The sequence below is a fragment of the Glycocaulis sp. genome (assembly GCF_051859565.1).
Lineage (GTDB): Bacteria > Pseudomonadota > Alphaproteobacteria > Caulobacterales > Maricaulaceae > Glycocaulis.
Genome location: NZ_JBHYFK010000012.1, coordinates 1 through 16,556 on the forward strand (window position 1 = coordinate 1; position 16,556 = coordinate 16,556).

The following is a 16,556-nucleotide window of genomic DNA, read 5'->3' on the forward strand; positions in this document are numbered from 1 at the left end:
GGGACCCGATATAGCCGATGACCGGCACGCCCGCCGGCACGCCAAGCTTCGCGGCCAGCGCTTCATCGCGCGCCTGCGGCAGGAAGCGTGCCGCATCGACACTATTGTGAACCAGCGTGATCTGGCCTTCGTCCACACCGCGCTCGATCAGCTCGTCCTTCATCGCCGAGGTCAGCGTAATCGCCGCATCGGCTTCACGTGCGCAGACCGCCTCCAGCCGCGCCATGCCCCGGAACTGGGAGCTTCGGCGGAAGGCCGGCTCGCGCGATGCGCGCGTGATCTCCCAGAACCCCCTCGCCTCATAGATGAAAGGCACGCCGCAGCGCCGCGCGGCAATCAGGGCCGGGAAGCCGGTCATGTAGTTCGATGCAGCGTGAACCACCGCAGGACGCACCTGGCGGATCAGCTTTTCAAACTCGTCGGCGGTCTTGTGGATGTATTCCGGTTCGGTGTGTTCGGGGCGGCCGAACACGGTATTGTAGATGTAGGTCACACCATCAATCTCAAGCGTTGGCGGTATGACCTCCGGAACGGACGGACCGAGATCAAGATCGTGCGGGAAACCTGGCCGCGTAGCAGGAACCACCTGGATACCTGCCTTGATCAGCCCCAGACAGATGCCATGGCTGCGCGTGGCGTACCCCGCCGAGGCATAAGGCAGAGCATTGTGCAGGAAGTAAATGGCTTTCCCGCTATCAGGCTCGAACGCAGACTCGCCCGGCGCACCAAGACGTGCCAGCTCGGCTTCCGCGTTTTCCCAGAGAAACTTCTTGTCGATCAGCTGGGCAATCTTCAGCACGTCCTCGCGGCCTTGCGCATCCTCGCGCGCACGTAGCCGCTCGATCAGCGCGCGGGCCTCCGTCACATCACCGCGCCGTGTCAGGAAGCGGGCCATCTCCACCATATGCGACGGCGATGCGTATATATCGATCGCCTTCGACAACAGCTCACGCTGGACATCTATATTGCGCAGCGCGCCGGCAGCGGCGGCGGCATAACCGTAGAGCGCCGAGCGCGCATAGTCCGGCCGGCCCTCGCCGATGCGATCCAGCCATTCTTCCAGCTCCCGCAACTTCTTGGCGCTGATCTGTGAACGCGCGAACGCGCGAACGCGGGCACGGTCAACCGGCAAGATCGGCCCATACGGCGGACTGACGAGCACTGGCGCCCCGTCTTTTTCCGGAGCCGGCGCCCCGGCAAAGAGGGCCGCGCGCGCGGCCGCGCCGTCAGCAGGCGGATTGACCGCCGTCTGGCGGAAACGGTTGCGCAACGTGCGCACCACCCCACCCAGCCTGACCATCACATTGCGCCCCACACTGTCCTGCGCAGAGGAGAGTGCCAGCACCGCCTGGTTCAGAGCGACTACGTCCGCCGCCAGACCACGGCTGAGCTGATCTACCTCATTGAGCCGCATCTCGGCCCTGCGGGCGCGGATTTCAGCGCTCTGCATCCGTCCCAAGAGGGACTCAACCGATATCTGGGTTGTCTCCAGACGGTCTTGCACCTGCCAGCGGCTGAGCGGAGCCAGCCAGTACAATTCCGGCAGAAGCGGGGCCAGCGCCACAGGGGCGTCGACGGGCTGGAAGCGATTGGACAGCCTTGGTGCGTGCTCCTCGGCAATCCCGGGAGCAAGCAGAGCCAGCCGCCCATCTTCCTGCAGCATACGGTCAGCAAGCCTCGCAAACGCACGCCCGCCGACATCAAAAAACACATCACCCTTCCTGGGTGCCACCGTAACAATGAGCTCGAACATGGCCCCGGAATTGGCGATATCCGCCAGTGCCTGCCCGCTGTCCGGCGACCACAGGGAAACGGCGAAACCTGCCTTGGCCAACGCGGCAGGGACCTTACTGCCCGGCAGGGCGCATACCAGCGCGGCGCGCTCACCCTGTGAATGAACTGTTTCCATAACCTTGTCGCTCATATGTGTCGCTGCCCTTGCAAATGCAGGCGAAGTGAACGCTTCGACGCCTCGAAAATGCGGGCTATTTCCCCGCTTCGCAGCGTCTACGATATTGGCCCCCGGGGTCACCGAAGCGAGGCAATAACAAATGCCGGTGACCAGCGCGCTGAACACCGCGAAAATGATTATTCCCCCGTTTAGATCGACGTTTTGGTAACCATGGCGAATTGCGCTGGCAAGTGCTGAACCGGCGTTCGAGCGAGATTTTCAGGTTTACTTCCGGCCGTGCACGTTACTGGTGCGTCCACCGCGCTCCCGAACACCGCCCGCACGTCCCGCAAACGGAAATGAGACAGAAGGCAGAGTTACCCCATCTATTTCTTTTGGTGCCGTTCGATGGATTCGAGCTCAATCCGCCATCGAAAACTGACCGCGCGGCCAGAGCGGCGCAAGGCAAGTGTATGGCAGGGTTCCAGCTGACGGTATGACTTCGACCGCCAGCCATAGCGGGGGCTGGTGGAGCCGTAATAGTGGTGGAGCCTCCCGCCACTCCAGGACACATGAACCCTCGTCTTTCCCCGTTCGATAATGATGGTTGATCGCCCAAGTTTTCGGACGCTGGCCTCACCATCGATCTGTAACAAACTTTCCGCCGCGTACCGGGTGAAATTTTCTACCTTGTCTTCAACTTCGACGAGAGCGCCGGGCCGGTAAAGCAGCTGTCTGGACTGGTGGAACAAGCCTGGGCGATACACCTCTCCGCGCAGCAGCAATCCATTCTGAACACACGAATTGATTTCCTTTATGCCGCTTCCGGATGCTGGCCATTCGATTGAGTTCGGCGCAGGCAGTTGAGAAGCCAACGAAACAGTATTGTGCGCCCGGCATGAAACGATGAACTGCCGCAGCTCATCTTTATCATAACTATATTTTCCAGAATCGATAAACAATGGCGCAGCACCATCCGACCAAATAAATGATAAATCGTCTGCATGCTTATGGACACCCGAAAATGCGGCTGCATAAAAAATAAAGGACTCAGAGCGACGCTTGGATATTATATATCCGTCCTGCGACCAGTCAGACAGTTGAACTTTTTTTCTAGCCAGAATGGCATTTTTATCTTTGGGGGCTCCTTCAGATTTTCGTCGGGCGTTCGTATCGCCGATTGCGAAAAGCCTGTTATCCGGCCCGACAAACTGGTCAGTTACGCGGTCTGACAGGCGCAGCAGCCGGGACAGGCGCTTGGTGCGCAACGCCTTGGGCAGGCGCATCAACTCACGCGTTACAAACGCATGATACTCTGGAGAATGCTCTTTATGGATTCCGCGCGGCGTAAACCATTTGGCTGTCCTGTCTTCGAGAAACTCGCTCGCCAGCGCTCGCGCGTTGGCTCCGGCCTCGCCCCCCACGGCCAGGCCTGCCGCGTAAAGGCCGACGATCTGAAACAGCGCATGATTATTGTGCGACAGAAAATCCGGGTCGCTCAGGGCCGCTATATGTTCGCAGGCCAATGCGCGCAATTTGTTCAGCTCATGCGGCTTTAACGGAAAGCCGGCAGCTTCAGCGTGTTGCAGCACGTAAGCGATGCGCCCGGCGCGTAGCCCGCATGCCATGTCATGGTTGGCAAATTCGCTTGCCGTTCCCTCGATTTGTGCACGCCTCCAGTCGAGTATCCATTTGAGTGCATACTCAAGTGTTTGGGGCTTACCCGTTCGCAGGTGTTTGTCCAGGGCAGGGTCGATGGCCCTCAGCGCGTGCAGATTGAAACACCAGTTGCGATCATTGAAAGGGTCCTGCTCCCAGTCTATCGGCGGTTTGAGAAGGAGAGGCACACCGCCCTTGCGAAACACGACGCCCTGCTTCTTCGTCTGGCCAAAGGGCTGGACAGTAAGCAGGAACAGCATGTCGCGCGTAATTGCAGTTTCCATCGTGTCGGCGGCTTTCCCTGAACTGCCTCCCGCGCCAATTGGTCCGGGGTGTTGAGACCGGTCCGCAAGGCGGGCAGCGTGTGAGTTCCCCATTCATCCGGCATGCCGGTCCGGCGCACCCTCCCGGCATCATCACGGCCTCACGAAGGCCGCAGATATTTGAGGGCGCACTACTCGTCCAGACTGTCCTCGATCTGAAGACTGGCATCGGCTGGCCCGTCCAGCTCGGCTTTGGCAGCCAACACGTCCTTCAACTTGCCACTCATCCTCAGGACACCGCGATCCAGCCAGATCGCTTTGGTGCAGAATTTGCGGATAAGGCCGAGGTTCTGCGACGCTAGCACGAAAATCCGGGACTGTTTCAGCATCCCTTCAACGCGCTTGCGCGCCTTTTTCTGAAACTCGGGATCGCCGGCGCCGAATACCTCGTCGATCAAGAGGATCTCAGGCTTGAGCGAACTGACGATCGAAAAGCCCAGCCGCGTCCTCATACCGGTAGAATAGGCGCTGATCGGCAGGTCGAGATAATTGCCAAGCTCGGAGAAGTCGGCAATCTCTTCGGCCAGCGCGGGAATGTCCTTCGGCGGCACATCGTACAACATGCTGGCAAAGCGGATATTCTCCCAGCCCGTCGCTTCGTTGCGCAATCCAAGCCCGGACGAGAACAGGCAGGTCACCCGCCCCTGAACCTCCATATGTCCCGACGACGCGTGATAGATGCCGGCCAGAAGGCGCAGCAGGGTTGTCTTGCCGCTGCCATTGCGCCCGATAATGGCGACCTGCTCGCCATCGCGTATATCGAGGCTGATATTGTCCAGCGCAGCGATGCTCGCCTTGCCAGTGCCTTTGGTGATCCGTGCGCCGACAAGCGCTTGCGCGGCCGAGAGCTTCCCCCAGACGCCTGAATGGCGCACGGGCAGGTCGAGACTGACATTCTCCAGGTGGATATAGGGCTTCTTGCTGGCCATCAGACAAGCGCCGAAATGCGGGGGCGGATAAGGCTGAACAGCACCACGCCAACAGCCCAGAAAACCAGCAGGCAGGCCACAACCACACCATAGTCGAGCAAGGTCGGCATATTCCCGCGCAAAGGCTCCCGCACAACGTTCAGAAAATAGGTGAACGGGTTGTAAGTCGACAGCAGGCCACGAAACCCGCCACGCGTTTCTGCGACCCAGAAAACGGGTGTCATGAAAAACAATAGCCGTGTCATCGCTGCGAGAGCCAGTATCAGGTCGTGCACCACGACGCAGGCGGTACCCATCGCAAGAGCAAGCCCGGTGAATGCGGCGGCGACAAGAACAATGCCTGCGCAGGCGACGAGCACCTCTAGCACGCCCGGCCACTGGTTTGTGTAAGCGATGGCAATCAGGATGATCGGGGCCGCGAAGAACGCCAGTATGATCTGCTTGTAGAAAAGCCGGAAAACGTAGAGCGATATCGGATGAGGAACGTTCTTTATCAGCCCTGCCTGCTTGGAAAACGTCGTCGAGCCATCTACCAGCCCGATCGAGATGAACTGGTAAACGGTCACGCCCGCGGCCAGATATATCGCGTAATCCGCAACGTCCTGACCGCGCAGATCACCGAACAGGAGATACAGGATGAGCACCAGCAGGCCGATTTGCAGGCTCGCCCAGACCAGCCCCAGATAGGAGCTGCGCAGTGGCATGACCGTATCGTTCCAGCTCAAGGCCAGGCCAAGCTGCCAGCGCTTGAGCCCCCCCAAGAGGTCCTGAAGCGGCGTGCGGATCATTTCGCGTCCAACTGCGGTGCGCCGACGGGAATTACGGTGAATTGCGCCGCGGCCAGCGCTGCCCGGTCAACAAGGTTGCGGCCATCGGCAACGACGGATCCGGCCATGCTGGCGAGCGCCTTTGGTCCGAGCCCGCGATAGTCAGAATGATCTGTCATGATGATAGCCGCGTCGGCCCCTTCCAGCGCTTCTTCCAGATTGGCGCTGATCGGTATCTCCCGGCCGCCATGGAGCCGGAACCGCGATACATACGGATCGTGCACAGCATAGCTGACGCCATCTGCCTCCAGCGCATGGATAAGGTATTCGGCCGGCGTGTCACGCGCATCATCCAGATTGCCGCGATAGGCTGCACCCAGGATGGCGACCTTGCGGATGGTTGCACCCGTTGCCTTCACCCGGCTCCAGATGCGGGCCGCCTGATTATCATTGATATTGCGCGACTGGAGCAGCAATCCGGTCTCTTCCGGGAAACCGTCAATCAGGAACCACGGATCAACCGGAATACAGTGCCCGCCCACACCCGGCCCCGGCGTGTGCACGTTCACCCGCGGGTGCCGGTTGGCCAGCGCGATCACCTCGTTCACGTCAATACCGGCAGCTTCGGCAATATGACCGAACACGTTGGCCAGCGCGATATTCACGTCCCGGTAGGTGTTCTCCATAAGCTTGGAAAACTCGGCCGTTGCCGACGTCGTTCTCAGCTGGGGGCCTGTACAGAAGCGCGCATAAATGGCGCTGGCACGTTCCGCAGCGCGCGGTGTCAAACCGCCGATGATCCGGTCATTCTCGACAATCTCTGAAATGGTCGAGCCGGGAAACACACGCTCGGGGCAATAGCAAAGGTCAAGGTCTTCACGAATGTCAAACCCTTGCGCCGCCAGCTCTTCGCCGACCGTAAATTCGGTTGTGCCAATCGGGCTCGTTGACTCAAGGATGATCAGATCACCCTTTTTGACATGCTTGGCCAGCGCGCGCGTAGCAGCGCGTACGATGGAAACATCGGACTTCTTGTCGTCGGTAACCGGGGTAGGCACGCAGATGATAAAGACATCACCGGCCTCAGGCTGGCTGGTGGCCTTGAAGCGGCCAGATGCCAGCGCATCTGTCACGAGCTGGACAACCTCCGGCTCGCCAATCGGACAGCGGCCGGCATTGAGCGCGTCAAGCGTATCAGGATTGATATCCACGCCGTGCACATCAAAACCGGCTTTGGCCATGAGGGCGGCTGTGGGCAATCCGACATAGCCGAGCCCGATTACAACGATCTTGTTGTCACTCATAATCAGTCCTTGAATTCAAAAACCGGGAAAAATTGACCCGTTATGGCTGGAAGGGCGCGTAATCGCGTCCGGTCAACACATCACAAATGCGTTTTGACGCCAGCCCGTCCCCGAACGGATTGGGCGTATCGCGCGCCGTGAAACGTTCCGGGTGAGCAAGCAATTCGTGGGCCCGTTCAACCATCCGCTCCGGGTTGTTGCCAACCAGTTCGCACACCCCGGCGTCCACCGCTTCCTGGCGCTCTGTGGTCTGACGCATCACCAGCACCGGCACACCAAAGCTGGGGGCCTCCTCCTGGATGCCGCCGGAGTCCGTGCAGATGACCGCGGCCCCCAGCATCAGGCGAACAATCTCGGGATAGCTCACCGGCTCGGTCAGCTGGATGTTCGCCTTGCCGCCAAGATGGGCCCGTGCCGCCTTTTGAACATTCGGATTGAGGTGAACCGGGTAGATGAAGTCCACGTCCGGGTTCATTTCGGCCAGACGCGCCAGCGCGCCGAACAGGGCGTCAAACGCCGCCCCGTGATTTTCGCGCCGGTGCCCCGTGATGAGGACATAGCGCCGGTCGCGCGCCGTCACGTTCGTCTGCTTCACCCGTTCAGCCGTGCTCAGCAGCGCATCGACAACCGTGTTGCCGACAATGTGCACGATACCCTGCCCTTTTTCGTCTCGAACGGCAGTGGCCGCGCGCTGCGTGGGACAGAAATGCCAACGGGTGATCCGGCTGACCAGTTGCCGGTAGCCCTCTTCCGGGAAGGGGTGCTCAAGATCGTAGGTCCGCAAACCCGCTTCGACGTGACCGAACGGGATCTGGCGGTGGAATGCAGCCAGCGCAGCAGCAAAAACGGTTGCCGTATCACCTTGCGCTACAACGGCATCAGGCTTGTGCTCCATGATCAGCCCGTCCAGCCCCTTCATTGCCTGAGTGACAACGTCGGTCAGCGTCTGGTTGGGCGTCATGATTGCCAGGTCATGATCCGGCGTAATTCCGAACCAGTCGAGCGCCGTGGCGACCATCTCGCGGTGCTGCCCGGTCGAAACGAGGATGGGTTCGATATCGGGATCCGCGCGCATCGCTTCGATCACCGGGGCAAGCTTTATTGCCTCGGGCCGCGTACCCAGAACTACCAGAACCCTCATACCGGCCCCTCATCTTCACCATTGCGCGGTAACTATCCTAGTGCCATGTCATACGCAACAGCTTACGCGTGACCCGCGGTGCGCAACCAGAACAGAGTCGATGACAAAGCAAGAATCCGAAGTCGATCCGTTGGCGGATGATGCTCCTGACTCAAGCGTTTCAGCCCGCGAACAAATGGGATGGCTTCTCGCCAAGGCGGCAATATCCCCTAGGCAGGCACCCGGACATTTGTTCACGGCGGCCAGGATATTTCTGGTGTTCATGCGCACACGGCGCCGCTTTGTGCGTATATTGAGAGAGCGCCATGACGAACCAGTCTTTCACAGCCTGCTCCCCATTGAACCACAGATTTCGGCGCACCTTTCCATCCCCGAGCTGCGTCAGCTTGCAGCTCTGGCCCGTCAGGACGATCCCTCAGCGCTCATAAACCAGCTCCTGAACGCACCGTCCGCTCAAAAGAGTCTGCCGCTGACGGTGCGGGCAAAGCTCACCCGCTTCAACGAATTCATGATGGCCGCAGCCGGCAGATTCCTTGAGCTGCCCGCCTCACCGGCACCTGCCCCGTACAGCGATCGCCGCACGGTAGTAATGGCGTTTCACTCGGGCGCCCCGCTCGTCATCAATGGCTATGCCGCCCGCTCGGACGAGATGGTCGCGGCTGCCGAGGCCGCGGGCTGGCAGCCAAAGCCGGTCTTGCGTCTGGGCTACCCACAGGAACTGAACCGCTTCAGGAGCGAACCGGCAACCGGCACCGAACTGGTAAATGACCGGGAATGGCGGCGGCTGCCGGACGACCGTATGGGGCTGCTGACGCGCGGGCTGAACGACTATGTCGAAGCCTATGCCCGCCGCCTCGCTGACGTGTCGCAAGACACCGGAGCCAGCATCATTCACGCGGCATCGAACTATGTGAACGGGCTGGCCGCATCGTATGCAGCCAGGCTTGCCGGCAAGAAGAGCATCTACGAAGTGCGTGGCCTCTGGCACGTCACCAAGGCCGCGCAAGGCAGCCGGATCGACAGCGACATCTTCTATCAGGGCGCTGATGCCCTGGAGGTGGAGGCCGTACGCCGGGCAGACGCAGCCATCTGCATCAGCGGGGCCGTACAGGAGTATCTCGCCGCAAGAGGAGCCGACACAGCGCGTATCAGTGTTATCCCGAACGCTGTGTGCACTCGTCATTATGCGCCGAGGGAGCGGGACCCGGCGCTTGCCCGCAAATGGGGTCTCGACCCCGACCGCATCACCGTCGGCTATTTCGGGAGTTTTGCGCCGTATGAAGGGCTCCAAATCCTGGTGGACGCGCTGGAACTGGCCAGCAGCGGCGGCGCGAACATTCAGGCCCTTTTTGTCGGCGGCGGTCCGGCAAAGGATGCCATCCGCCAGCAGATCGGCCGCGCTGGCCTTGCTGCCCACGTGCAGCTTGCAGACCATGTTCCGCGCAGCGTGATCGCGCAACTGTACAGTATCGTCGATATTGCTCCCGTCCCGCGCATTGACCGTCCCGTCACGCGGCTGGTCCCTCCGATAAAACTTGTCGAAGCCATGTCGAGCGGCGTCAGCCCTGTTGTGTCGGCGCTTGCTCCCCTTACCGAAATAGTAGAGCACGAGCGCACGGGCCTTGTAGTCCCGCCCGGAGACGCCAATGCTCTGGCTACCGCCATCACCCGGCTGGCAGGAGACACGCCCCTGCGGTTACAACTGGCAGCTGCAGCACGCGCAGAAGCCGAGGCACGGTTCAGCCGCGAAATCGTGGCGGCAGCGCTAAACGCCGTCTATGCAAAGGTACTTGAGCAATGACTGGCGCCGGCCCATCGAAAGACCGGAACCCGGAGCGTATTGCAGAACTCGAAGCGGAGCTCGAGCGGCTGCAATCCTCTGCGCGGTTCCAACTGGGCGACCTGCTGATCAGCCTGCGTTCTCCTGCCAGCTGGCTTCAGGCTCCGTGGCGGGCCACACGCATAACCCGTTCACTGGTAGCCCGCTCCGGATCCAGGCGTCTGGCGATTGCGCTGGAGTGGGGTGCAGGTGACAGGACATTCCCGGACATCGCTGCCCTTCCCCCCGCCGAACGCCGCGCCCTCACACGCATCTGTGCAGGCCGGGCAGCAAGTGCGCTACCATCGTCCAGCTCACTGGAGGGTCTGGCCGCACTGGTGAACGAGCTTCGCGAGCAGGCCGGGAAGCCGGCGGCGTTGTTCGCACAGGGCGCCGAACGCACCCTGCAACCACGCCCCGCCGCCAGCAGAGTGTTGTTTGTGGTGCGTAGCGCGCTGCCGGCTGTACGAAATGGATACGCCTTGCGCACTCACGCGCTGGCACGCGCGCTCACCCAGGCCGGTTGGAGTGCCTGTGTAGCCGTGCTCGACCAAGCTGACGGCACGCAGACGGACATTGACGGCGTGATGTATCACGGCGCCGGAACGCACGCCACAAGGCTTGGACCCGAAGCCTGGATTTCCCCCCGCGTGGAGAAAGTATCCCGCATCGCGGCCAGCTTCCAGCCGGACATTATCCATGCGGCTTCAAACTTTCTGTGTGCAGCGGTCGCCAGCCGGGCTGCAGCAGTCCGAGGAACGGCGTGGACCTATGAGGTACGCGGCCTCTGGCACATCACGCGCAGCAGCGTCGAACCACGCTTTCCCGGCGGTCCCGGTTTCGCCTTTCAGGACAGCGCCGAGCGCGAGGCTATCCGGCAGGCAAAATGCGTCTTCACCAATGGGCCAGCTCTTGAGAATTGGGCGAGAGAGGCCGGAGCGCAGCACACTGTCAGCATCCCCAACGGTGCCTCGGACCGGGCAAAGCCCGATGATGCGGCCGTCCAGACCCTGCGTCGGAACTGGGGTGCGAAGCCGGACATGCCGGTCATCGGCTATCTGGGAAAACTGACCAGCTATGAGGGCCTTCCGATACTGATGGAGGCCAGCGCCATGCTGACCAGACGCGGCATCCAACATAGGCTGGTGATTGCAGGTGATGGCCCTGAGCTGGGCAGCTTGCGGCAGGCAGGTGGCGCCCGCCCCGATGTGGTGTTTACAGGTTTGCTGGACGACGGCGATGCCTGGACGGCGGCCCACGCGTTCGACATCCATGCGGTTCCCCGGCTGGACCGGCCCGTGACCCGTCTGGTGCCCCCCTTGAAGCCGCTTGATGCCATGGCCGCCGGACGCGCCCTCGTCGTGTCCGACCTGCCGTCCATGGCGGACATTATCGCTGCCGGAGCGGGCATTGGCTGCAAGGCAGGCGATACGAAAAGCCTGACCGCAGCCCTTGCACAGCTTATTGCAGACGAAGCGCTCCGGGCCTCAACGGGCGAGGCGGGGCAGCGTCTGGTGCGCGAGCAGCGCAGCTGGACTCAGGCCGCAAGCAAGCTGGCTGAGAACTGGCGCGGGATCGCCGCCGCGCCCTGAGGACCACATTCTGATGTGTTTCACCCGGACTGGCTGACATTCCCCCCGCCGGCTTCCATCCATGACCGCAACTGCACGCCGGTCTCCTCAGACGTGGGCGGGACAGGCAGCACAATACCTTCCTCCTGCCCGGCGAGAACCGCCGGCGCGTTCACGCGCTGCCAGCCTGCCTCGGCCACCCAGTTGCCGCCGCCCATCACAAGCACGGGAACTGCGCTGGCGGCATACTCGAAAAGCTTGCCGGGCACTGCAGGGCTGTCCGGCGCGGCAAAGACAATGCCCAGATCGGCAGCTGCCTGAAGCTCCCGCGCGCGGGCAAGCGGCAATATTCCATGCAATACGATCGTGTCGCCCAGCCCGGCATTGGCGGCCGCAGCCTGTTCAGCCTCTGTGAGACGCCCCGCAAGATGCACAACAAGGTCGCCATTGAGAGACTTCGCCTCCCGCACCATTTCGATGAAGTCTTCTATCCGTCGGCTCGGGTCTGACAGGCTGAACGAGCCTGTGTGAACGACATGACGCAAGCCAGCCTTCAGTTTCATGGCGCCGGGGGTTGGATCAGCGGCCTGCGGCAACACGTGTCGCTTTTGCACCGTGCCCGGCGCCAGCCCGGCCAGCTCTTCGTCGATACGCGCGTTGACACTCGTCAGCAGGTCAGCCGCGCCGAGATAGCGGCGGGCCCAGTGCCGCTCAATGACGCGCCTGAACGCGCTGTGCCGGATCGGACGCAGCGGGCTGTCCAGCCAGTGGTCGCGAAAGTCTGCGAGCCACCGGCATCCCAGCTTGCGCTGCAGGATCAGACCACACTCGTGAATGGATTCCGGCGGTGCGCTGGTGATGACCCAGTCAGGCTGCCAGCCGGCTTGAGTTGCGGCGCTCGCCGCACGGCGGGCCCAGCGAACATCGGGGTCGGGCAACAATAGCCACTCACGCAGATAATCCTTGAGCCGGGGCGGTGCCGGCGGACCTTGCGACGGTGAGACGTTGGGATGATGCACTTCATAATCCACATCCCCGCCGCCGCATTCCGATTGGGGCGCAACCACCCGCACCTCGGCCCCGACTGCGCGAAGGCCCGCCGCCATGGTGTATGCCCGCCGCGATCCGCCCGAAACCGTTGGCGGAAAATGTCTGGCGATCAGCAGAATCTTCATCGTCAATGCCCCTTATGCGGAGCCTAGCTCTGCCGTGCTTTGCCAGGTTACGCCAACACCAGCCGGCTCTCAGGCGATGGCACCGATCCAGAAGGCGTATTTCGTATCGCCAAACTCCTCGCTGACACGCACGTCCACCGGGCTTGCATCGGCGTGAGACGAGCGGATGCAGGACGGGCTGACGCCGAAGCGCTGGCGGAAGCAGCGCGAGAAATGCGCCGCATCTGCAAATCCCCAAGCATAGGCGATATCGGCGATCTGGCGGTGATGGCTGGCGGGTGATGCAAGGTCGGTAAATGCCCGGCGTAATCGCATTTCCCGGATATAGCAGGCGATCCCGCCACACGGCTCGAAAAGCCGGTACAGCCGGGCCCTCGACACGCCGGCGGCCTGGGCGACCAGTTCCGGTCCCAGTGAGGGCAGAGCCAGGTTTTCCTTTATGAAGACCTGAGCCTTCAACAATAAGGTGTGATCGGCGACGAACGGCGTATCTTCCGCTGCCACCATGCTGCCATTCATCGCCAGTGCCGCCAGCTCGATCAACGGCTGGGCAGCAGCCGGGGCTTCGGCCAGCGACAGCCCGCCCGACACACGGCAAAGCGAAACGATGTAGTCTCGCAGCAGCAGCCCGGCACCGCTGCCGGAATCGAACACGTGTCCGTGCACGCTGTCCGGCGACTTGAGTAACGGCGCCAGACGCCGGCGCGGTATGAAGACGTTCAGGATTTCATAGTCGGTCGTGCGCGAGCTGAACGTGTCCCCGTGATCGAGCACCACGAAGTCCCCGGCGCCGGCGCCGATGGACCGCGAGCCGCACTCCATCTCCACCGAGCCGCGCAAGAACACGTGGATCTGATAGTGATCGATACCGTCACGCGCTATGCGCGCAGCCGAACGCGAAAAGCGCTGAGCCCCAAGCCGGCAATGGTTGATCACGATCCCGTCGAGCAGAAAACTCTCCACACGCGCAGAGAAGCGTTCTTCCGATGTCCGCTCATGCGGGCTAACGTCAAAAACCACACCGATATTCTCGCGCCACGCGGCAAACCTGCCCGCAGGCGCGATGCCGCGCGTATTGAAATACGATGTTTCGATTAGCCCCATCGCGAAAACTGCCCGCCCCGTCGCCTATGGTCGGGTTCACCATACACGAAAACGTCACAGGACCAGAAAAAACCTGCAAAGCAGCGGCGTGAAGACAGAGCGGCCGCCCGAACCGGCGACAGGCTATTTCCTGCTCTGCCTTATGTACTCAAGCGTCGCACAGATCTCATTGTGAAGCGTCTTGTCAAAATTGCGATCATCAGGATCGTGCTCGGCCTTCTGCCTAAAGTTTGGCTCCAGCCTTTCAAAAACAGGAAGAAGCTCGGGAAACGCCCGGAGCGCGGCAAGAGCGGCAATCTGTGACGGAACAAAAGTCTCAAAACCAGGCTGGCCGTCCGTGCGGAGCCTTCTGGCGTCACCCATGCCGATGCCATTCTGCATGAGCTTGTACATCAGCTCCAGCCTGGCGCACTCCACTTCCGACTTTTTGGCCCTTGCGTGAACCGTCACAGCGACGACCACGCCGCCGACCGCCAGAAGCACCGAAATTATGGAGATGAGGAAAGCATAGGACGCAATTATCTCGGATATGGCCTGATTCATCGTGTTTGCTCCGGCTCGCTCGTACGGAATCCTTTTTCCCGCGTAAGGCATGATTGTGCGCCGGGCATCAGCCTTTGTATATCGGGCTTGAGGCGCCGCCGGCAATCGCTGAGGAACCCTTCAGGCCGCCCCGTCATGTCTTCAGAAACGCAAAAAGCGGCGAGGCCGGCCTTCACGTGGAAGGGGACCTCGCCGCTTTCATGCAGATATCTGAGGGCAGTCAGATAATTATGGGTGCGGGGGCAGGATTTGAACCTGCGACCTTCAGGTTATGAGCCTGACGAGCTACCGGGCTGCTCCACCCCGCGTCAGTGCCGGTATAACCCCCGGCGATGGGGAGCGGTGTAACTAACCAACACACGAGGGTCCGTCAACCGGATGTAACGCCTCTTGAACAGCACTGGAATTCGCAGCACAGCCCGCTAGTCTGCGGCATCGCAAGCCTGACGGGAACATCGACCCATGTCTTCCCTCTTCGACGAGGCCATAGAAGCCGGCAGATTGGGCAATAGTCACGCCTCACGCCAGCTTTTGCAGTCCGCCCTTGCCTCCGGCGATGAGCGGGCACGCCTGCCACTGGCAGGCATGATGCTTGATGGCCGTGGCGGCCCTATCGATCTGGACGGCACGGTAGCGGTACTGGAACCTGTTGAGCCTGGCCACGCCATTGCCCGGCGTATGCTCGCGACCGCCATGGCTCTGGGCCCGGGCGGGTTCCCCGGCGCCATCCAGCGGCGGCTGGAACATGCGCAGGCAGGCGATCGTGACGCGGCGGTGCAGGTGGGCGTACTTCTGTTGAACAGCCACCCCGCACAGTCTTTTGAGCTACTGCAGGGCGCAGCCCGGCAGGGGGCCGGTCTCGCAGCAGCAGCCCTGCTTCATCACGCAAAGAATCACAAAGGGCTCTGGCCAGAGCTCGAGCGCTGGCTGAACGAACTGATGGCTACAGGCTATCCGCTAGCAGGCCCGTTGAAGACGGAAATGGCGCAGATGCCGCGTACATCCCGCGCACCTGTCCTGCCAGCAGACACCGAAGGGTTTGAGATGATCGGCCTCGCCCGGCCAATGTCAGCGACGTCGCCGGCCGAACTCAGCGAGGCGCCCTCCATCCGCTCCCATACCGCCGTGGTCAGCCACGCATCGTGTGATTACCTCCTGGCTGCGGCGTGGCCTACCCTGCGCAGAGCAGAAGTTTTCGATCCGGTCACCGGCCGCACCAGCCTGGATGCACACCGAAAAGCTTACTCGGCCAGCATTCCGCGCTCCTTCCAGGATCTTGCTATCGCCCGCGTTGTCGCCGACATGGCCACTTGCGCCGGCACCAGCGCTTCCTTCGCAGAAAATCTCGCGATCCTGCTGTATTATCCCGGAGACGAGTACAAACCCCACCTTGACTGCTTCACATCCGATGATGGCTTGGCAGGTGCCGAACTGGCCGCGCAAGGGCAGCGCCGGGCTACCTCCCTCGCGCCCCTTAATGGCAGCTATGGCGGCGGGGAAACAAGGTTTCCCCGCCTGGACATAAATTGGCGTGGTGAAAAGGGCGACGTGCTGACCTTCGTGAATGTGACCGCCGACGGCTCCCCCGATCCCCTGAGCCTTCATCAGGGTGCGCCGGTAGTTTCCGGGTGGAAAGCGCTCGCCAGTCTATGGGTGCGTGAGCAGATGCCTGGCACTGCCGGCATCGCGGAGCGCACTGCCTGAAGCGCACCGCCTCTGGAGATGAGGGCAAACTGAAACCTGAATAAAACAAAACCCCCGCCGAAGCGGGGGTTTCATCATTTTGATTGGAAAGAAAAAGGATAACTGGCGTCAAACGGGCGGACCGGGCGGCGACCTACTCTCCCATGCCTTAAGACATAGTACCATCGGCGCTGAGGGTCTTAACGGCCGTGTTCGGGATGGGAACGGGTGGGGTCCCCTCGCTATAACCACCCGGTCGGCACGTTTGACGCGGTTTCACAGAGACATTTTTTCCTGAACTTTCGGGCTTCATGAAGGACGAGGCGATCGCCATTCATGAGCTACGCAAATCAAGCCTATCGAGCAATTAGTACTGGTCCGCTCCACGCATCGCTGCGCTTCCACTTCCAGCCTATCAACGTGGTGGTCTTCCACGGCTCTCAAGGGATACCTGGTTTTGAGGGGGGCTTCCCGCTTAGATGCTTTCAGCGGTTATCCCGTCCGCACTTAGCTACCCTGCTATGCTGCTGGCGCAACAACAGGTCCACCAGAGGTGCGTCCATCCCGGTCCTCTCGTACTAGGGACAGCTCCTCTCAAGTATCCGACACCCACGGCAGATAGGGACCGAACTGTCTCACGACGTTCT

12 protein-coding genes, 1 tRNA gene and 2 rRNA genes are annotated in these 16,556 nt (G+C 61.4%); 3 read left to right on the top strand and 12 right to left on the bottom strand.

Annotated features, from left to right (window positions below; genetic code table 11):
• From ACTIGC_RS13330 to wecB, 6 genes are all read right to left on the bottom strand, one after another.
• Positions 1-1,924, bottom strand: a 1,924-nt coding sequence (locus tag ACTIGC_RS13330) for a glycosyltransferase (RefSeq protein ID WP_439634881.1), incomplete at its 3' end; no start/stop codon positions are given.
• Positions 1,925-2,277: 353 nt separating this feature from the next.
• Positions 2,278-3,834, bottom strand: a complete 1,557-nt coding sequence (locus tag ACTIGC_RS13335) for a heparinase II/III domain-containing protein (RefSeq protein WP_439634882.1) — start codon at positions 3,832-3,834, stop codon at positions 2,278-2,280.
• Between the two features lie 170 nt (positions 3,835-4,004).
• Positions 4,005-4,802, bottom strand: coding sequence for an ABC transporter ATP-binding protein (locus tag ACTIGC_RS13340; RefSeq protein WP_439634883.1), 798 nt, complete (start codon positions 4,800-4,802; stop codon positions 4,005-4,007).
• Positions 4,802-5,590, bottom strand: coding sequence for an ABC transporter permease (locus tag ACTIGC_RS13345; protein ID WP_439634884.1), 789 nt, complete (start codon positions 5,588-5,590; stop codon positions 4,802-4,804). Before ACTIGC_RS13345 ends, ACTIGC_RS13340 begins: the two co-directional genes overlap by 1 nt.
• The gene (locus ACTIGC_RS13350; RefSeq protein ID WP_439634885.1) at positions 5,587-6,873 is read right to left on the bottom strand and encodes a nucleotide sugar dehydrogenase; all 1,287 of its coding nucleotides are present in this window, start codon (positions 6,871-6,873) and stop codon (positions 5,587-5,589) included. Before ACTIGC_RS13350 ends, ACTIGC_RS13345 begins: the two co-directional genes overlap by 4 nt.
• Before the next feature lie 40 nt (positions 6,874-6,913).
• Entirely contained in the window at positions 6,914-8,014 is a 1,101-nt protein-coding gene (gene wecB, locus ACTIGC_RS13355) for a non-hydrolyzing UDP-N-acetylglucosamine 2-epimerase (RefSeq protein ID WP_439634886.1), read from the bottom strand.
• 262 nt (positions 8,015-8,276) lie between these two features.
• Between wecB and ACTIGC_RS13360 the strand changes: the two genes are divergently transcribed.
• Both ACTIGC_RS13360 and ACTIGC_RS13365 read left to right on the top strand, forming a co-directional pair.
• Entirely contained in the window at positions 8,277-9,815 is a 1,539-nt protein-coding gene (locus tag ACTIGC_RS13360; RefSeq protein ID WP_439634887.1) for a glycosyltransferase, read from the top strand.
• Entirely contained in the window at positions 9,812-11,425 is a 1,614-nt protein-coding gene (locus ACTIGC_RS13365) for a glycosyltransferase (protein WP_439634888.1), read from the top strand. Before ACTIGC_RS13360 ends, ACTIGC_RS13365 begins: the two co-directional genes overlap by 4 nt.
• 20 nt (positions 11,426-11,445) lie before the next feature.
• On the opposite strand, the gene ACTIGC_RS13370 is transcribed toward ACTIGC_RS13365, so the two are convergent.
• From ACTIGC_RS13370 to ACTIGC_RS13385, 4 genes are all read right to left on the bottom strand, one after another.
• Positions 11,446-12,579, bottom strand: coding sequence for a glycosyltransferase (locus ACTIGC_RS13370; RefSeq protein ID WP_439634889.1), 1,134 nt, complete (start codon positions 12,577-12,579; stop codon positions 11,446-11,448).
• Between the two features lie 69 nt (positions 12,580-12,648).
• On the bottom strand, positions 12,649-13,683 hold the full coding sequence (locus ACTIGC_RS13375) for a helix-turn-helix domain-containing protein (RefSeq protein WP_439634890.1): 1,035 nt from the start codon (positions 13,681-13,683) through the stop codon (positions 12,649-12,651).
• A gap of 123 nt (positions 13,684-13,806) precedes the next feature.
• On the bottom strand, positions 13,807-14,226 hold the full coding sequence (locus tag ACTIGC_RS13380; RefSeq protein ID WP_439634891.1) for a hypothetical protein: 420 nt from the start codon (positions 14,224-14,226) through the stop codon (positions 13,807-13,809).
• Positions 14,227-14,457: 231 nt separating this feature from the next.
• Positions 14,458-14,534 (bottom strand) — tRNA-Met (locus ACTIGC_RS13385).
• A gap of 154 nt (positions 14,535-14,688) precedes the next feature.
• On the opposite strand from ACTIGC_RS13385, the gene ACTIGC_RS13390 reads away from it, so the two are divergent.
• Complete coding sequence (locus tag ACTIGC_RS13390; RefSeq protein ID WP_439634892.1) at positions 14,689-15,930, top strand: hypothetical protein; 1,242 nt, start codon at positions 14,689-14,691, stop codon at positions 15,928-15,930.
• A gap of 120 nt (positions 15,931-16,050) precedes the next feature.
• Here the strand turns inward: ACTIGC_RS13390 and rrf are convergent.
• Both rrf and ACTIGC_RS13400 read right to left on the bottom strand, forming a co-directional pair.
• Positions 16,051-16,165, bottom strand: a 5S ribosomal RNA gene (gene rrf, locus ACTIGC_RS13395).
• A 90-nt stretch (positions 16,166-16,255) separates the two neighbouring features.
• Positions 16,256-16,556, bottom strand: a 23S ribosomal RNA gene (locus ACTIGC_RS13400); the annotation flags it as partial.

Coding starts and splice junctions, on each gene's coding strand:
- ACTIGC_RS13390 (WP_439634892.1), top strand. CDS start 14,689: ATGTCTTCCCTCTTCGACGAGGCCATAGAAGCCGGCAGATTGGGCAAT.
- ACTIGC_RS13380 (WP_439634891.1), bottom strand. CDS start 14,226: ATGAATCAGGCCATATCCGAGATAATTGCGTCCTATGCTTTCCTCATC.
- ACTIGC_RS13370 (WP_439634889.1), bottom strand. CDS start 12,579: ATGAAGATTCTGCTGATCGCCAGACATTTTCCGCCAACGGTTTCGGGC.
- ACTIGC_RS13375 (WP_439634890.1), bottom strand. CDS start 13,683: ATGGGGCTAATCGAAACATCGTATTTCAATACGCGCGGCATCGCGCCT.
- wecB (WP_439634886.1), bottom strand. CDS start 8,014: ATGAGGGTTCTGGTAGTTCTGGGTACGCGGCCCGAGGCAATAAAGCTT.
- ACTIGC_RS13335 (WP_439634882.1), bottom strand. CDS start 3,834: ATGGAAACTGCAATTACGCGCGACATGCTGTTCCTGCTTACTGTCCAG.
- ACTIGC_RS13360 (WP_439634887.1), top strand. CDS start 8,277: ATGCGCACACGGCGCCGCTTTGTGCGTATATTGAGAGAGCGCCATGAC.
- ACTIGC_RS13350 (WP_439634885.1), bottom strand. CDS start 6,873: ATGAGTGACAACAAGATCGTTGTAATCGGGCTCGGCTATGTCGGATTG.
- ACTIGC_RS13340 (WP_439634883.1), bottom strand. CDS start 4,802: ATGGCCAGCAAGAAGCCCTATATCCACCTGGAGAATGTCAGTCTCGAC.
- ACTIGC_RS13365 (WP_439634888.1), top strand. CDS start 9,812: ATGACTGGCGCCGGCCCATCGAAAGACCGGAACCCGGAGCGTATTGCA.
- ACTIGC_RS13345 (WP_439634884.1), bottom strand. CDS start 5,590: ATGATCCGCACGCCGCTTCAGGACCTCTTGGGGGGGCTCAAGCGCTGG.